This is a genomic window from Allomuricauda sp. R78024 (genome assembly GCF_044596045.1).
In the GTDB taxonomy this organism is placed as follows: domain Bacteria; phylum Bacteroidota; class Bacteroidia; order Flavobacteriales; family Flavobacteriaceae; genus Flagellimonas.
The window spans coordinates 225,962-243,261 of record NZ_CP138995.1 but is presented as its reverse complement, the minus strand read 5'-3'; the positions used below and the strand labels follow the sequence as shown (position 1 = coordinate 243,261).

Below are 17,300 nucleotides of genomic sequence, written 5' to 3'. Positions count from 1 at the left end.
ATTCTTTAATGGTTGTTTTCTAAAGCCAAAATCTTTGATAATGGTATTTGAGGTTTAAATTTTAACCTCTTATTTTTCCTTGTTAAGGGCCAATTTTCGTGCTCACAAAGGTTTTGTGAGCAACTGCTGTTTTCTCATAGTTTCTTTGTGTTGAACCTATGGATAACATCAAGTCTTATGAGAAAAAAACCCGCAAATAAATTGATTTATTTCTATTTTCCTTTAACGTGCTCTATTATATCCATCATCGTGTTTCTGACATTGCTGACTGTAAGGTTGGCAATCATTTGATTCTAACCTTTTCTTATCTATGACGAATCTTATGCGTCTAAATACACGGCGGGACAAAAACTATTTTATAACATCGCTTATCGTTGCACTCATTGAAGCGGGGAAGGAAACTATGATAATACGTTTTATTGCCAATGTAAAATCATCTTGCCAGGGACATCTTTGAATTATGGTAAGAAGCACCGCAACAACCAATATAGAAATAAGATAAGTAGCTATTACCCTTTTGATGTAGTTGAAAACATATCCCTTTATATTGAAACGGTAGAAATTAAAGAAAACAAAAAGAGCAATAAATATGAGTGATAGTAATGATAAAAAGCCTACGTTCAGCAACGGTAATTCCTCGCCTAATTTCCAAGCTTCTTCAGTGTAAGCAATGGGAAGTGCTAGTATGGTAGAACCAATTATAATTTGCATTACATCTCTTGGCTTTAATTCTACCATCAAAGGTTTTGTAACATAGTGAAGCAGTTTCCCACTGGCATCAGTAATGGGGACCATTTTATGAAGGTATCCTCCAATTCGTTTGGTAAAAGAGCTTTGATTGTCCATCGCACCTAAATTTAACTCTTTTTACTTCATACATGTACCTTTAATTAAATTAAGATCGCTTTTAATAATAGTATGATTCAACCCTACCAATACAACGGAATCAAAGGTTTATATCATAACATGGACCAATTGAAACTGTTAAAATTATCAAACTATAACCACACTGGATATTGATAAAATGAAAAATACATTACTTTAGTAATCTTGAAGAATAAAATTCAAATAGCAGCAGGTATATTGGCAATGTATGTTTTGTCCTTACCTGTTGTTTTGGTTTTTCACTCACAAACGCATACTCAAGACATTGTAGAAATTGTCAAAAGTGATTTTGACAACATTACTGTTGAGGACAATTCGGATTGTCAAATCTGTAGCTTTTATTTTGATCAACAACTGTATGTTCAGAGTTCTTTTTCCTTTCAGTTAGAGAGTTTTTCCTATTATTTTCTTCAAAGTATATCGGAAACACCGATTACTGTTTCTCAAGAACAGTACTATCTACGAGGACCTCCTTTGGTTTAATCTCCTTCCTTTAAATAACTAAATATTTGGTAACCTAGGTTGCCAGTAATCTTTAGCATGCGATTGTTTCCAATATCGCATACCATTGATTAATCAATCACATTTACATATAATACATGTTAGAAGCAATCAATCTTACAAAAAGATATGGTGGGCATGAAGCATTGAGCGATTTGAATCTTTCCGTTGCTCAAGGTGAAATATTCTGTTTGCTGGGACAGAACGGTGCCGGTAAGACCACCACTATAAATTTATTCCTTGGGTTAATAGAAGCTACAAGCGGCAAGGCTCTAATTAACGGTGTCGAGGTAAAACCAAATAGTAATGCTACCTCTAAAATGATAGCATATATACCTGAAGTTGTGCAACTGTATGGTAATCTTTCTGGTATTGAGAACCTGGATTTCTTTAGCCGTATTGCGGGATTTAGGTATACTAAAGAAGAGTTGACGTCCTATTTGTTAAAAGCCGGACTTCAAGAAAGTGCCCACTTTAAGAATTTGGCTTCCTACTCCAAAGGAATGCGTCAAAAAGTAGGTATTGCCATTGCCCTATCAAAAAATGCCGACTTCATATTTATGGACGAACCTATTTCTGGTCTTGACCCTAAAGCAGCAGTAGAATTTACTGCTATCTGCAAGGAATTGAGTCAAATGGGAAAATCCATTTTTATGGCGACCCATGATATTTTCAATGCTGTAAACGTCGGTACTAAAATTGGTATTATGAAAGAAGGCCGTTTGGTGTATTCATCAGAGACCACTGCTATTGATGCCAACGAATTACAAAACCTATACTTAAAAACAATATAAGGCCTTAAATCTAAACGATTAAAGTAACGGTTACATCTTAAGGATCGCGTTACTTTTTAGTTGCACATAAATTACAGGTCACATTGAATCAAAACACATAAATGAAAATCATAAAAAATATATTCATACTCTTACTATTTAGCTTTGTTGGGAATATCTACGCTCAAGTAGAGGTAACGGGTTCGGTTGCTGACGAGCAAGGAAATCCAATTTTTGGAGCAACAGTTTCGCTTACCAAACAGGACAATACTTTTGGAATACTCACGGATGCTAAAGGGGTATTTCAGTTAAATGTACCCCAAGGAACTTATGAGCTCGAAGCACGTTTCTTAGGATATGCTACCAGTCAGAAATCCGTTGATATAAATTCCTCAACCACCCTAGAATTAGGGATTATAGTATTAATCGAAGCTGCCGAAAGTTTACAAAATGTTGAGGTCATAGGTCGTGCAAGAACTGACTATAATAGTGATTATTCCTTTTCAGCAACCAAAGTAGCCATAGCCAACAAAGAACTGCCGCAAGCTATTACCACGGTCACCAAAGAATTAATAGCTGACCGTTTGGCATTTCAATTGCCAGATGCGGTTAAAACAGTAAGTAACGTTAGCCTAACAGGTCTATACAATCACTATAATATTCGTGGTATTACACAGGGAGATGACGGGCAAGTGCTGAACGGAATGCGTACCCGTCAATATTATTTTTTACAACCGATTACCTCGCATCTAGAACGTGTTGAGGTAATAAAAGGGCCATCATCAGTAACTTTTTCAAGTGCAGATCCAGGTGGTACGGTAAATATGGTAACTAAAAAACCATTGACTGAAAAGCGTAGTGAAGTTTCTTTGACCACAGGAAGTTTTGGGACCTTAAGGGCTACGGCAGATTTTACAGGACCACTAAACGATTCAAAAACCTTGTTGTATCGTTTTAATGCTGCTGTTCAAGAGGCAGATTCATTTAGAGATGTTGTAAACAATAATGCTATTTTGTTTTCGCCATCTTTAAGTTATATCCCTAACGAAAATACATCACTAAATGTCGAAATGATTTATAGCGATGCCGAAGGTAATTTAGATAGAGGTCAGCCAATTTTTGGTGCAATTAATGGTGAATTTGATTTAAATAGTACGCCAATTACCAGGAATGTTGGTGCATCGAGCGACCATTATAAAAACAAGGAGTTTATTTTCATGGCCAACTTTAGTAAAAAGTTTGGGGACAACTTTGGTTTCAATGCGCAGTTCATGAAACAAACTTGGGATGAAGATTTAGCCGAACATAGAGTTGGTGGTACCGTGGTCGATATTGAGGGTAATGTGATTCCTACCCTAGCAAGGTTACGATACGATGAAAGACAACAATTTTGGGAAACAGATAATTTCAGCACCTATTTTACTTATGATATCAAAAGCGATAAGGTTACTAATAAAATATTAGTTGGCTATGATGGTACGCGTTGGGAAAGAAAAATCGGAGCTGGATTTTTACGGGCCAGAAGATATTTAACCGTCGATGGTGGTCAGTCTAATTTTGACCCGGCAAATGCTGATAATTTTGAGCAAATCGTAGTTGACGGTGTTACTATACCGAAACCCGCTGCAGCTTTTTTTAATTTAGAAGATCCTTTTAATGGTGCTAGAGATATCAGTGATTACAATCTTTCTGAACTAAGAATTCCTGCAAATTTGACAAGTTCAAGTGGTATCTATCTTCAAAACCAATTTAAGCTTGGAAAATTCTCAGCGTTATTCAATTTAAGGTATGAGTGGTTCACCGATATCTTTAATTATAAGGGGGATGAAGAAGAATTTAAAACCAATGCTTTTGTGCCTAGACTAGGTTTAACCTATGAAGTTAGTAAAAGTATTAGTGCGTATGCCACTTATCTCGAAGGCTTTCAACCCCATACCAATACGGTTTCCTTATCTCCAACGGCCGAAGGTTTCTTTTGGGCTGCTTCACCAGCCAGGTTTGATCCTTTGGAAAGTAGCTTGACAGAAGTAGGTGCTAAAGGAGAGTTCTTAAATGGAAAATTATTTGCCAACCTTGCTATTTTTAATATTACTCAAAAGAACATCTTATTAGGGGATACCTATGATTTAGACAACCTAACAACAAGAGGTGAGCAAGGAAGTAGAGGTTTTGAAATGGATATTTCTGGTTACATATCACCGAACTTTCAACTTACAGCATCTTACGGTTTTACAGATGCTGAAATTGTAGAAGATGCTATAGAAGAATTTATTGGAGAACGAATTGGAGGTGCTCCTAAGCATAATGCAAATTTTTGGGGTCGTTATGATTTCATGAATGAAACTTTAAAAGGTATTGGAATCGGTTTTGGTGCACAATATATAGACGAAAGATTTACGTGGTACAACCCCACTTACGATACCGATAGAGTGCTACTACCGAGCTATACCGTTTTTGATGCTGCTGTATATTACAAGCCAAATAATACAGGCATTCAATTGACGCTTAAGTTGAACAATTTATTTGATGAGACGTATTGGTTAGGCGGTCTTAACCCTTCTAGGTTAGGCCCAGGTGCTCCAAGAAATGTCTTGCTAAATGCGACATATAAATTCTAAGAATCATGAAAAAGGCAAACATCGGTCTGTTCATGAAGCATTTCCTCAAAAATGCCTTTAAGACCAAAGTGATTTATGTAATGCTTACCGTTTTTATACTGCTGACCGCTTATGCCGCGGTCAGTGGTATTCATAATTACTCAGAACAAAATACCATTAGGCTGGAACATCAAGAAAAAGCAAGGCAAAGTTGGGAGGCCAATCCAGATAAACACCCACACCGCATGGCTCATTTTGGTACGTTCGCTTTTCGTATGAAACAGCCTTTGAGCATGTTTGACTACGGTATAGAAAGTTTTACAGGCAACGCCGTTTTCTTGGAAGCCCATAGACAGAACAGTGTCAACTTTTCTGACGCAGGGTTTTCAACAGGCACTCTGCGTTTTGGAGAACTTAGCATGGCAATGCTTTTACAATTGGTATTGCCCCTAATTTTGTTCTTCTTGGGATTTTCCGTAGTCGTCTCCGAAAGAGAGAACGGGACCCTAAAGATACTGCTGTCTCAAGGAGCGGATTGGAAAGAAATATTATTGGGTAAATCCTTAGGCTTATTCGTGCTGACACTTTTATTCTTTGCTCCTATTGTTCTGGTCACAATGTTTTTTTTATTTTTTGGAGAGACCAGTATGAATCCAGCTGATTCTTGGCAACGCTTTTTATTATTGTTCTTAGGATACGCGCTCTTTTTACTCATTTTATGTTTTATGAGTATTGTTATATCCACCACGGCACGCTCCTCTAAAAATGCGCTGCTTACCCTCTTGGGTATATGGTTGTTCATGGTGGTATTGGTTCCCAAAACTTCGCAAGCAATAGGAAATGCAATGTATCCCACACCTTCAAAGCTGAGTTTTCAATCGACTGTTGAACGAGATGTTATCAAAAAGGGAGATAGCCATAACCCCAATGACCCTTATTTTAATAGGTTGAAAGATTCCGTTTTGGCCGTACATAGAGTTGACTCGGTTACCCAACTTCCTTTTAATTATGGTGGTTTTGTAATGCGGGAAGGAGAGAAAACAAGTGCGAACCTTTACAAGAAGCATCATGATAGTCTACTGCATATTTATGAAAAACAGAACAATGTCAGTCGTTTTACTGCGGTTCTTAATCCATTTGTGGCCATCAAGACTATATCCATGGCCTTTACTGGAACTGATTTTAAGGGTTATGTAGATTTTCAAGAACAAGCCGAAACCTATCGGTATCAACTGGCACAGGAAATGAACGAGCTTCAGATGGAATATATCAGCACCACAAAAATAAGTGGTTCCGAAGGAAAGAAACATGTGGTGGGGCATGAACATTGGGAGGAATTCCCAGATTTTGAACATCGGATGCAACCTTTACAAAATTCTTTGCACGAAGCCTCATTAGGCATTTTCTCTTTATTAGGCTGGGTTTTATTATGCTTTTTAGGCCTAGGATATCTTTCTAAAAAAGCAAAAGCGATATAACCATGTATAGACTTCTATTTTTACAATTTTTAAGATCTAGAGCGGTTCTCGCTAGTTTGGTGCTAATACTATTATTGGGAGGGATAAGCATTGGTATAGGCCATCAGTTTCTATCCCAGAAGAAAGCGGCCATTGATCAAGTCGAAAGTCACCAAAATAGTCATATAGAACGAAATGTGGCACTCCATAAAGACGATTTGGGACTTCTTATGTACTATGTACAATTCGCATTTGTGAACAGTACAGCCCATCTTGCTGGACTTTCCATTGGCCAGAGCGACTTGAACCCCAATGTACAGAGAATTACAATCAAAAATCTAGAGGGACAACGATACGATACCGATTTGGTCAACCCTATGAATTTACAATCTGGTAATCTGGACCTGTCCTTTGTTTTGATATACTTATTTCCACTTTTGATTATTGTTTTTACATTCAATTTACTGTCTGAAGAGACCGAAACAGGAACTTGGAGGTTGGTGTCCGTACAGACCCCATCAAAACCAAAGTATCTATTGACAAAATTATCGGTCAGGGTACTACTAATTTATGCGGTTCTAGGAATACTTTTTACTGTCGCCAAAATCGTGCTAGCAATTCCATTGAATATGAATTTTATGATGGTTGTGCTCCTATCGTTACTGTATGTTGCATTTTGGTTCGCTCTGTGCTTTTTTGTCATCAACTTTAAAAAGAATTCAGGATTCAATGCCCTACTATTACTGTCGATATGGTTGGTTTTACTTATTCTACTACCAGCAGGAATCAATGCTTATCTAACCAACAAATATCCAGTGCCCGAAGCTTTGAGCACCATGATAAGCCAGCGTGATGGATATCATACCAAATGGGATACAGATAAGAAGGAAACCCTGCAAAAGTTCTATGATCATTATCCTCAATTTCAAGAATTTGGATACCCTATTGAAGGCTTTAATTGGACATGGTATTATGCCATGCAACAAATGGGAGACGATGATTCTGCCAAAGACACCAAAGCCTTACGGATAAAAATGGGCGAGCGTGAGACTGCTAGCAAACAATTGTCAGCATTCTTGCCCAATATGCATTTGCAATTGGCATTCAATGAACTTGCAGGAACCAGTCTAAACCAACATTTAAGATTTTTGGATGCAACAGCTAACTTTCATGAGGAACTACGGTTGTTTTTTTATCCTTTGATTTTCAAAGAGGAATCTGGGGATAGTGTGGATTGGACAAAGTTTGTACCAAAATATAACGATGATGGGAAGAATGATAAAACGCACCCTCGTTTTATGTGGCCTTTACTGATAGCCACTTTTATCATGTTTCTCGGCTGTATCGTAATTGGACGAAGGTTGCATTAGAACGGTAAGCGCCTAATGCAGTACAAAATAATAAGAACATAAGTAACACCTATTACAAAACAATACTACATCAAAACAGAAGACGATATGATTATCACAAACAATCTAACAAAAAAGTATGGTGATTTCACCGCATTGAACCAATTGGAACTATCTGTCAAGGAAGGCGACATCTATTGTCTTTTAGGGGCTAACGGTGCGGGTAAGACCACTACGATCAACCTCTTGTTGGGCTTTATCAAGCCTACTTCTGGAAGCGCCTTTATCAATCAATTGAAAGTTCAGGAAAATTCACTGGAAACCAAACGTTTTTTGGCCTATATCCCAGAAAACCTGATGTTGTACCCGAGCTTGAGTGCAGTGGAAAACCTCGACTATTTTTCTGGCATTGGGGGCAAGAGTTTGAACAAATCTCAATTAGAGGGTTTTTTGGAAGAGGCCGGTCTTCAATCGGGAGCATTCCATAAACGTATCGAAAGCTTTTCCAAAGGTATGCGGCAAAAAGTGGGCATTGCCATCGCTCTGGCGAAGGACGCCAAGGTGCTACTGCTAGACGAACCTACCTCGGGCCTTGATCCCAAGGCAAGCAACGAATTTGGTCACCTGCTGCAAAAACTCAGAGGAAAAGGGGTAGCCACCCTGATGGCCACTCATGATCTTTTCCGTGCAAAGGAAGTAGCCACGCATATTGGTATTATGAAAGATGGACAGTTAAAACAACAATTCGTGGCCTCCGATATATCACTTTCCCAATTGGAAAAAACCTATTTGGAAACAATGGATTATAAAACCTTGGTATCATGATACGAAAAACTATCAAAAAGGAAATCAAGGAGCTTTTTAGGGATGGTAGGGTACGTATAAGCATTTTTATCGTTCTCTTGCTTTTGGGGGTGGCTGTTTGGATTAGTGGTAGACAATACCAAAATACCAATCAAGATTATGCTGCCGCCAAGTCCTCCGAACGGGAAGTTTGGGATAATCAAGGCGAAAAGAATCCTCATTCTGCAGCACATTATGGCACTTATGCCTTTAAACCAAAATACCCTTTGTCTTTAGTAGACCAAGGGGTGGACAAATACGCTGGCACCTCTATTTTTTTGGAAGCGCATAAGCGTAATGAGGCGCAGTTTAGTGCAGCGACCGACCAGACTGGACTATCTCGTTTTGGGGATTTAACACCAGATTTCATCTTACTATTCATCATGCCTTTGTTTATAGTGCTTTTGGGATACAACTCTTTTACCAAAGAACGAGAACTAGGTACCCATTCCCTTTTGAAAAGTGCCGGCGCAAGAGGATGGAAAATTGTGCTTGGCAAATGGATTGCTCTCTTTTTACCTGTTCTTGTCATTACTGTATCACTCTTATTGTTGGCAGGCATTGTGCTTTCCAACCTTCCGGATTATGGAGTGTTCCAATGGAGTTCACTTTTTGCAATGGGATTGGTATACTTGCTATATTATGCTGTTTTTACCAACTTGGTACTTTGGGTCTCCCATTGGACCAAACGCTCTGGAATTTCGTTGGTGGTTTCCCTTTCCCTTTGGATAGTCGCTTGTCTGGCAGCCCCTAAAGCTGCGAGTAATATTGCAGAGGCGAGGCATCCATATCCAACCCGGCAGGAGTTTGCCGCAAATGTTTTGAAAGATAAGGAAGGAGGGCTCGATGGGCATAACCCTTGGAGCAAAGAGGCCAAACTGTTGGAAGAACAGGTACTGGCCGAGCATGGAGTGGATAGTCTACACCAACTACCTTTTAACTTTAATGCTTATCGGATGCAAAAAGGGGAAGAGCATGAGGCTGAGGTCTATTTTAAACAATACAATTACCTCAAAGAACAATATCAGAAACAGTCGGGAACCTATCGAAGCTTGGCACTGCTTTCACCTTTTCTACCCGCTCGCTTTTTAAGTATGGGGATCGCCCATACTGATTATGCTACCCATTGGGACTTTTCAGATGCAGCAGAAAACTATCGTATCGCCACTCAAAAGTTTCTGAACGGTAACACAGCCCAGAACACAAAATATGGGGAAAGGGGCTATAAAGCAAGTGCTGACTTTTGGAAACAGTTGCCAGCCTTCGACTATGATCCGCCCGGTTTGGATAAGGTTTTGGAAAACAATAGCTCCAATCTTATGATTTTGGGTATGTGGACAGTCTTGTCCTTTATCCTTTTGTTTATATCCACTAAAAAAATATAATCATGTTCAGATATAATTTTAAATATGAGTCCATCGCGCTATTGCGAAGTAAATGGATCCAGATACTTATAGTGATTTTATTGTTGCTTTTTGGGTTTGCTACCTATAACGGCCAACAAAAAACGTTCAAAAGACAGGCGGATATTATTGAGGCCAATGCGGAAATTGCTGATGCCGATAGAGACATGTTAAAACTGCTGGATTCTGTGGAACAAGGCTTTCAAGTAAGTGCCAGTTCGTGGACAATCCCAAATGCACCGATGGCAGTGGGCAACTATCATCCAAGGTTAGCGAGTATGCCCCCGTCCGACCTCTCTTTTTTGGCTACTGGACAAAGCGATATGTTCACACACTTTGTAAAACCTACGGCATCTGGTGATGATTTGACATTGAACTTTACGGAAATGACAAGCCCTGTGCAATTGCTTTTTGGGAGTTTCGATATTGCTTTTGTGGTCATCTTCCTCTTGCCTCTTTTAATTATTGCCTTTTCCTATGATGTACTTTCTTCTGAAAGAGAAAGCGGTTCGCTGAGGCTCTTGGCGGCTCAACCTATTTCGCTCTATAAATGGCTTTTTCAAAAATTGGGATTACGCTTTTTTTGGGTGGCCGTTATCATGACCCTTTCGCTAACATTGGTTTTTCTGCTCAATCAAGTAGCTATAGGGAGCAATTTTGCAGCATTCATGGGGTTTTTAGCAATTACTTTGGCCTATGCGCTTTTCTGGTTCGCTCTCGCTTTTGCCGTCAACCTATGGGTAGGCAGTTCGGGAAAGAACGCAGTGGCGTTATTGGGCTTATGGGTGGTGTTTGTGCTATTGATACCTGCCGTTCTTAACCAATTGGGAGGTACACTTTATCCAATGCCCTCACGTGGGTTAATGATCAATGATATGCGTGCCATTAAGGCAGAAGCTACTCAACGACAAGACGAAATCTTGGATAATTATCTTAGGGACCATCCCGAATATGCGGTCAACGATACCACGCAGAAACGTTCATTCTGGCATCGTTACATGGCCTCGCAACAATTGGTCAAAAAAGAATTGGAACCTATCTTGATACGATATGAAAGGCAGTTGGAAAAACAACAGCTTTTGCTTAATCGTTTTACCTGGGTTTCGCCTGCCATTGTTGTTCAAGGGTCTCTTAATCAAATGGCGGGGAATGGTAATAAATCCTATAAGAGCTATCGTGAACAGGTAATTGCCTTTGCCCAAGAATGGCGCAATCATTTTTTGCCCATGCTCTACAACAACCAAGAATTCCGTTCGGAAAACTATGCGCAATTACCAAAGTTTACTTTCCAACGACCAACATATCAATCACAGTCATCGGCATTGTTTGTGGTGTTATGTTCAGCGTTAATAGTTCTAGGTATTGGAGCCTTGCGGTTTCGCATTTACTCAAAAAAAGAACAGTCATTGGTCAATCAATGAAAACTGAAAGAAAAAATTCAATGATTCCATTTTCAGTGGACATGACTTACCATCAACTATTCACAGTTAGTATTTGGATACACCTCAAGAACAATATAGGGCAACCCATATTGGCTAATCATTATTATAGAATTAAACAGTTTAATGGGTCTGTTATATGATGCATCAATTTACTAAAGCGATACTATTCATTTTGCTCTTGGTCGGTACGCTTTCATTTGGTCAACAAAGTCGCTTGTGGGGAACTGTAACCGATGATAAAGGTGTTCCGCTTCTAGGGGTTACTGTTCAATTGGAACCAACAGAGCGATATGTTGTGACGGACGAAGCAGGAAATTTCGAATTTTTAAAGATTCGACCTGATACCTACAAGTTGATTTTTTTATCCCTTGGCTTTGAACCATATGAAGAAGAAGTTATTGTGAAAAACAGTACCTCCATTCAACGGGATATTCGACTTGTAGAAAAAACGGCAGCCCTCGATGAGGTTACAGTAACTGGTAAGTCCAAGGCGCAGAAGCTTCGAGAAAGTACGGTTAATGTCTCGGTGATGAAGACAGAACAATTTCTTGCTCGAAATACCAATACGAGCGATATCATAAAACAGATTCCCGGTGTAGTCGTTCGGCAGACTGGAGGTTTTGGAAGCAATGCGGAGGTATATCTCAATGGAATGACAGGAAAGTCGGTGCCCTTTTTTTTAGATGGTATTCCCTTGTCCTACTTTGGTTCTGGTCTTGGACTGAATGTGCTACCGGCTAGTCTCATGGATCAAATTGAAGTATATAAAGGAGTAGTGCCTGTGCATCTAGGAGCCGATGCATTGGGCGGTGGCATCAATGTAATTACCCGAAAATCCTATAAGAACTATCTGGACGCTTCATATTCAGGCGGGTCATTTAATAGCCATAAAATTAATGTAAATGGGCAATGGGTACATCCCGAAAAGGGGTGGACAATGGGCGTTAATTCATTTTACAATCATTCCGACAATAATTACAAAGTCGATATTGAAATTCCAGATGAATTCGGTAATCCCAACCCAGCTACCGTCAGACGTTTTCATGATGGTTTTTCTAATTATTTGCTGGGTTTGTATGGGGGTGTTTTTGATAAAGCATATGCCGATCGTCTTATTTTAAGTGTTCGCTATTCGGGCCTTGAAGATGATATTCAACACAATGCCATCATGGCTCAGCCCTACGGGGAAGTAACTTATGATGAAGCTACAATAGGAACTTCGCTAGAATATGAGAAAAAGGAAATCCTAAAGGAAACCGATCTTAAGTGGTACGGAGCCTACAATCAGACCCGTGGGCATTTTATCGACACTACGTTGAGTGTATACACTTGGGACGGAAAAGTTTTTGATCGCCGTACTGATGGCGGCGAGATATCTACTTCAAGAAATCTATTGGAATTCAACAGTAAGAATCTACTCGGAAGGCTCAACATAACCCATGTCCCATGGAAAAAGGGAAAATTCACACTGAACGTCTTTTCAGCTTGGTTTAGAAGAACAGGCGAAGACCCGGTGGCTGCCGAATTTTATGGAGAGGATTTTTTTGCAAACCCTACCGTTCTTTTCAAAAATGCAACAGGTCTAGCCTACGAGCATGACTTTTCAGAAAAGTTGGTAAGCTATACGGCGGCAAAACACTTTTGGCTTGATGCCGAAGGATATGCCATTCAAAATCTTGAATTTATACCTAATGAACAGGAAGTTTCCAATCTAGGCTTTCTGCAGTCCCTTAAGTATGACCTTGCCGATAATTTTTTAATCAAGGCCTCTTATGAATATGCCACAAGACTTCCGGATGAGTTTGAACTTTTTGGGGATTTCACGCTTATCCGCCCCAATCCTTTTCTTGAACCAGAGCAAAGCCACAACCTAAATCTTGGGCTACAGTGGAACCGTAAAAAAATTAACTGGGATGCCAACTTTTTTTATCGTGATACGGATAATATTATTTGGCTTAGAACATCACAGTTTTTTGCCCAATATCAAAATCTGTTAAAGGCACGGACCTTAGGCATCGATATGGAAGTTCGTTTGCGCCCATTCCAATTTCTTGAGATTACGGCCAACGCTACCTATCAAGACCTACGAAACCGTTCTCCGAGAAGTGTTACTGGTACAGTAGATAATCGTTATTTCAATGCGCGTTTGCCTAACATTCCCTACCTGTTCGGAAATGGTGAATTGCGCTTCAATAAAAAAGGTCTATTTGGTTCAGAAAATAATTTTTCGGCCTGGTGGTCAGGCAGCTATGTGAACGAGTTTTTCCTTTTCTGGGAGGTCGATGGCAATAGGGATTTCAAGAACACCATTCCTTCTCAATTTGTACAAAATATAGGGGTATCCTATACGATATTGGCCAATAAGGCTACAGTATCCTTGGAATGTACAAACTTATTAGATGAAAAAGTATTTGACAACTTTAGCGTACAACGGCCAGGTAGGGCTTTTTATGTAACCTTAAGAACATTTTTAAATTAATTATATACACTAAAATCCAATCAAAATGAAAAAAGTAATTTTTAAAAACTGGCAACTCGTTTTAATCCTTGTATTCGCTAGTGTTTCCCTGATCAGTTGTGGTAGTGATGACAATGAACCACCGATGGTTGACAGCACACCTACGCCCGATCCCACACCCGACCCAATTTCAGACCCTGTCGTAATCAATTTTGGACTTTCAACGGTAGGTGGAGCTTTCCCCAACCAAACTACTTATGTGCAAGGGCTTACTGACTTGGACTTTACTACTATAGGTAATAATCAGGCAACCGAACTGGCTGCCAATGGCGGGGCGGGAACGGTATCATATAATAAGGCGCTCTATACTTCACCTTTTGGTGCTCCCGCCACATTGGTCAAGTATGTCTTTGACGATGATGGGAATACAGTTGAAGAGGAGCGCATCGTAGTTCCTGGAGCAAACGTTTTTTCCACCCTGTACTTTGAGAGTGAAACTGTTGCTTATGGTTCTGTGGCCGGAGGGATTTCAAAATTGATAGTATTTAATCCTACCACAATGCGTATAACAGGTGAAGTATCCCTAAACTCCGTAACAAGCCGTTTTCCAGAAGCGACCCGTACCTACTATCTGGATATGATGGAACGCGATGATAAACTGTTCATGGGAGTACATTACGAGAACAATTTTGTACCTGTAAACGATTCTGCCTATGTTGCAGTCATTGATCTGAATTCAAGAACGGTGGAGAAAATTCTTTCGGACAATAGAACGGGTATGGTTTTCGGAGGTCAGGCAGCGAACACAGGAATGGTCAAAGCCGAGAATGGAGATATTTATGTGCAAGGTCTGGGTACTACACTAAGTGGAGGTGCTAGTCCAAGCGGTCTTTTAAAAATAGCCAATGGACAGACTGATTTCGATTCTGACTACTTTATGGATATGGAAGCCGCAACCGGCAATGTATGCTATGGTGTTAACCTAATGCCCAGTGGACGTGCATTTACGTCAAAAGTGGAAGATGAGAACGATTTTTTCGAGTTTCAGACTGGAGAACCACAGTTTACCTATTATGAAATAGATATATTGAATGGAACTGGTATAGGCGCAGTGCCAGGACTTCCCACTACCTACGGTTCTAGAGGTATGATTATTCGCCCCCTTGATGGTGAAGAACTTCTTTTTACCAATGCCACCAACGATGAGAATGCCGTGTATAGTTTTGATGGGGCCACCAACTCCGCAAGTAAAAAATTCGTTTCTACGGGCGGGTATATCAACGGATTGGAAACACTCAATTGAACCAGAGATGATTTTTAAAGTATTGGGTGCAACAAAAGGATATGGGGAATTCACAACTATGGATTCCCTAAACCTTCATCTAGAGTACGTTCAAAATGGGTCTTTTGGATACTACGGAGTCAGAAAATCAAATACCGTAAATCCATTTATGACTTCGGATACACTGACGAAACAAATCTATTTATGGACGATACAAAATTTAAAATAGTATAAAATGAACCATAACAGACGGCAGTTTGTCAAAAAAACATTAGCAGGATTTGCTATGGTATCCTTAGGTCCTATAAGTGTTAGTGGAAAAGTGTTTTTTACTGATAAATGGCACGAAAGCAAACCCTGGCTTGAACTTTCTAAAGCAGCTTACCTCAATAACGCTTCGCTTATTAGCAAAATGGCAAATGGCAAACCAATAATAGCAGTGTTGAAGAACAATGCCTATGGCATTGGTAATGTGCAGGTTGCTAATATATTGGATAAGTCGAGTGATGTATATGGAATTGCAGTAGTAAAAGATGAAAGTGCTTTGGCCATGCGATCAACTGGGGTATCAAAGCCTATTCTCCTAATGGGGGGTTTTGATAAAAATCTATCACAAGAACTTCTTGATAAGAATATTATTTTGAGTGTTTATTCCAAACAATCATTAATTAAAATCATTGAGATATCTCGAAGTGCAACCGTACCTATTCAGGTAGCACTTTATATTGATACGGGACTTGGTAGAATGGGTATTCCTTATCAGCAAGTTGTCAAACTCTCCGAGGAGATTGACAAGAACCCAAGAATAACCATTGCGCAAACCTTTTCGACATTGACTACTCCAAAGGAATTTGCAAAAGAACAAATCTTGAGATTCGAAAAAATCATATCGAAATTAGATCAAAAAGGAATAAGTACGGGATTAAGACATTTAGCTCCTTCTTATTCACTAATTGACCTGCCTAACTCTCATCAAAACGCCGTGAGACCTGGCATATTGCTACACGGTTCCTTCCCATTAGCTCATATGTCAGAGGCCAAAAAGTACCCATTGCAGGTACCCTACCGTCTGAAAGCTCCGGTAATTCGTGTGGAAAAATTAAATATGGGGGATACTATCGGATTTTCACGCTTTTACAAGGTCTTAAGAAATGAATGGATTGCTACTTTGCCTATTGGCTGGGCCGATGGGTACGATAGTTCTGCTGAGAATGGTGCAAAAATTCTACTTGGCGATACACTTTATCCGGTTGTGAATGTAAACGCTAGTCATACCAATATCTCACTTGGTGAAAATACAATGGTTACAGTGGGGGATATAGCTACTTTAATTGGACCCGATCGTCCCGAGATTACACCAGAGGGATTTGGAAAACTTGTTGAAGGGCATAACTATTTGCAAATCAATTATAAGGAATCGATAACCAAACATGTTTATGAGACTTTTTAGTGTTATTTTGATTTGCTTCTGTGCTTTTCAAGCATTTGGTCAGGGTGAATTTCTTACTCTTGATGATAGTACCCAACTGTACATCGAAGAATCAGGTAGTGGACAGACAATACTATTCATTCCGGGTTGGACCATGACACATCGATTTTTTGAAAAACAGAAAGAACATTTTTCAAATCAGTACCATGTGTTGAGTTATGATCCAAGAGGACAGGGTAGATCCGATAAAACACTTTTTGGGAATACCTATGCCTACCATGCCACAGATCTTTACCAGATACTTCAGAAGAAAAGTTTGAAAAATGTGATTCTTGTCGGTTGGTCGAGTGGCTGCCTTACGATGTATGAGTATCTACATGCCTATGGGTTCGACAGAATTGATAAAATGGTGTTCATTGATGAACCTCCCAAATGGATAGGGGACGTAGATAGGGAGTGGGTATATGGAAGTTTCGATGACTATAGAGGGAGTCTAAAAAGCCTTATTTCCGAGCCTTCCGATCCAAACGGTATTATTGATTGGATGCTCGCTAACCCAATTGATAGCAGTACCAGAGCCTGGATGAATAAGGAAATTTTGATGACTCCACCGCATGTTGCCCTAAACCTTTATATAGACGGTATTGCGTCTGATTACACACAGGAAGTCGCTTCGATGCAATCTAAGGGAACTGCTCTTTTTATGGTTAGGGCTTCTTGGTATGATCAAGCGGCTAATTGGCTTAAGCAAACTACTCCGAAATCGAAAGTTGCAAGCATATCCAGCCATGCAATGTTTTGGGAGTCCCCAAAAAAGTTTAATCAAATATTATCCACATTTCTAAACGCTAACATCGACAAAAAATGAGAGCAATCTATCT

General features: G+C 39.6%; 14 protein-coding genes. 13 read left to right on the top strand and 1 reads right to left on the bottom strand.

The features are described from left to right. Positions 1 to 351: 351 nt before the first annotated feature. Positions 352 to 846, bottom strand: a complete 495-nt coding sequence (locus tag SJY44_RS01000) for a DUF2391 family protein (protein WP_299168887.1) — start codon at positions 844 to 846, stop codon at positions 352 to 354. 204 nt (positions 847 to 1,050) lie between these two features. On the opposite strand from SJY44_RS01000, the gene SJY44_RS00995 reads away from it, so the two are divergent. The 13 genes from SJY44_RS00995 (at position 1,051) to SJY44_RS00935 (ending at position 17,287) form a co-directional block, all read left to right on the top strand. After that, positions 1,051 to 1,368: a hypothetical protein gene (locus tag SJY44_RS00995; protein WP_396590896.1), complete on the top strand. Its 318-nt coding sequence runs from the start codon at positions 1,051 to 1,053 to the stop codon at positions 1,366 to 1,368. Positions 1,369 to 1,484: 116 nt separating this feature from the next. Next, on the top strand, positions 1,485 to 2,180 hold the full coding sequence (locus tag SJY44_RS00990; RefSeq protein ID WP_396590895.1) for an ABC transporter ATP-binding protein: 696 nt from the start codon (positions 1,485 to 1,487) through the stop codon (positions 2,178 to 2,180). 101 nt (positions 2,181 to 2,281) lie between these two features. After that, positions 2,282 to 4,777: a TonB-dependent receptor domain-containing protein gene (locus tag SJY44_RS00985; protein WP_396590894.1), complete on the top strand. Its 2,496-nt coding sequence runs from the start codon at positions 2,282 to 2,284 to the stop codon at positions 4,775 to 4,777. 5 nt (positions 4,778 to 4,782) lie between these two features. Further along, the gene (locus SJY44_RS00980; protein WP_396590893.1) at positions 4,783 to 6,234 is read left to right on the top strand and encodes an ABC transporter permease; all 1,452 of its coding nucleotides are present in this window, start codon (positions 4,783 to 4,785) and stop codon (positions 6,232 to 6,234) included. 2 nt (positions 6,235 to 6,236) lie between these two features. After that, positions 6,237 to 7,583: a DUF3526 domain-containing protein gene (locus SJY44_RS00975; RefSeq protein ID WP_396590892.1), complete on the top strand. Its 1,347-nt coding sequence runs from the start codon at positions 6,237 to 6,239 to the stop codon at positions 7,581 to 7,583. 87 nt (positions 7,584 to 7,670) lie between these two features. Continuing rightward, the gene (locus SJY44_RS00970) at positions 7,671 to 8,387 is read left to right on the top strand and encodes an ABC transporter ATP-binding protein (protein WP_396590891.1); all 717 of its coding nucleotides are present in this window, start codon (positions 7,671 to 7,673) and stop codon (positions 8,385 to 8,387) included. After that, positions 8,384 to 9,790 carry an ABC transporter permease gene (locus SJY44_RS00965; protein WP_396590890.1) on the top strand — a complete coding sequence of 469 codons (1,407 nt, stop codon included), beginning with the start codon at positions 8,384 to 8,386 and terminating at the stop codon, positions 9,788 to 9,790. Before SJY44_RS00970 ends, SJY44_RS00965 begins: the two co-directional genes overlap by 4 nt. 2 nt (positions 9,791 to 9,792) lie before the next feature. After that, a complete protein-coding gene (locus SJY44_RS00960) occupies positions 9,793 to 11,229 on the top strand; it encodes a DUF3526 domain-containing protein (protein WP_396590889.1) in 1,437 nt (478 codons plus the stop codon). A gap of 157 nt (positions 11,230 to 11,386) precedes the next feature. After that, positions 11,387 to 13,729, top strand: coding sequence for a TonB-dependent receptor domain-containing protein (locus tag SJY44_RS00955; RefSeq protein WP_396590888.1), 2,343 nt, complete (start codon positions 11,387 to 11,389; stop codon positions 13,727 to 13,729). Positions 13,730 to 13,754: 25 nt separating this feature from the next. After that, positions 13,755 to 15,011, top strand: a complete 1,257-nt coding sequence (locus SJY44_RS00950; RefSeq protein WP_396590887.1) for a DUF4374 domain-containing protein — start codon at positions 13,755 to 13,757, stop codon at positions 15,009 to 15,011. 7 nt (positions 15,012 to 15,018) lie between these two features. Continuing rightward, a complete protein-coding gene (locus tag SJY44_RS00945; RefSeq protein WP_396590886.1) occupies positions 15,019 to 15,219 on the top strand; it encodes a hypothetical protein in 201 nt (66 codons plus the stop codon). A 6-nt stretch (positions 15,220 to 15,225) separates the two neighbouring features. Then, positions 15,226 to 16,440, top strand: coding sequence for an alanine racemase (alr, locus tag SJY44_RS00940; RefSeq protein WP_396590885.1), 1,215 nt, complete (start codon positions 15,226 to 15,228; stop codon positions 16,438 to 16,440). Further along, complete coding sequence (locus SJY44_RS00935) at positions 16,427 to 17,287, top strand: alpha/beta fold hydrolase (protein ID WP_396590884.1); 861 nt, start codon at positions 16,427 to 16,429, stop codon at positions 17,285 to 17,287. The genes alr and SJY44_RS00935 overlap by 14 nt, the downstream gene beginning before the upstream one ends. The last annotated feature ends 13 nt before the right edge of the window (positions 17,288 to 17,300 follow it).

What these genes read in the sequence shown, in the direction of transcription:
- SJY44_RS00935 (WP_396590884.1), top strand. Translation starts at nt 16,427, where the DNA reads ATGAGACTTTTTAGTGTTATTTTGATTTGCTTCTGTGCTTTTCAAGCA.
- SJY44_RS00965 (WP_396590890.1), top strand. Translation starts at nt 8,384, where the DNA reads ATGATACGAAAAACTATCAAAAAGGAAATCAAGGAGCTTTTTAGGGAT.
- SJY44_RS00970 (WP_396590891.1), top strand. Translation starts at nt 7,671, where the DNA reads ATGATTATCACAAACAATCTAACAAAAAAGTATGGTGATTTCACCGCA.
- alr (WP_396590885.1), top strand. Translation starts at nt 15,226, where the DNA reads ATGAACCATAACAGACGGCAGTTTGTCAAAAAAACATTAGCAGGATTT.
- SJY44_RS00985 (WP_396590894.1), top strand. Translation starts at nt 2,282, where the DNA reads ATGAAAATCATAAAAAATATATTCATACTCTTACTATTTAGCTTTGTT.
- SJY44_RS00950 (WP_396590887.1), top strand. Translation starts at nt 13,755, where the DNA reads ATGAAAAAAGTAATTTTTAAAAACTGGCAACTCGTTTTAATCCTTGTA.
- SJY44_RS00975 (WP_396590892.1), top strand. Translation starts at nt 6,237, where the DNA reads ATGTATAGACTTCTATTTTTACAATTTTTAAGATCTAGAGCGGTTCTC.
- SJY44_RS00980 (WP_396590893.1), top strand. Translation starts at nt 4,783, where the DNA reads ATGAAAAAGGCAAACATCGGTCTGTTCATGAAGCATTTCCTCAAAAAT.
- SJY44_RS00955 (WP_396590888.1), top strand. Translation starts at nt 11,387, where the DNA reads ATGATGCATCAATTTACTAAAGCGATACTATTCATTTTGCTCTTGGTC.
- SJY44_RS00960 (WP_396590889.1), top strand. Translation starts at nt 9,793, where the DNA reads ATGTTCAGATATAATTTTAAATATGAGTCCATCGCGCTATTGCGAAGT.
- SJY44_RS00945 (WP_396590886.1), top strand. Translation starts at nt 15,019, where the DNA reads ATGATTTTTAAAGTATTGGGTGCAACAAAAGGATATGGGGAATTCACA.
- SJY44_RS00990 (WP_396590895.1), top strand. Translation starts at nt 1,485, where the DNA reads ATGTTAGAAGCAATCAATCTTACAAAAAGATATGGTGGGCATGAAGCA.
- SJY44_RS01000 (WP_299168887.1), bottom strand. Translation starts at nt 846, where the DNA reads ATGGACAATCAAAGCTCTTTTACCAAACGAATTGGAGGATACCTTCAT.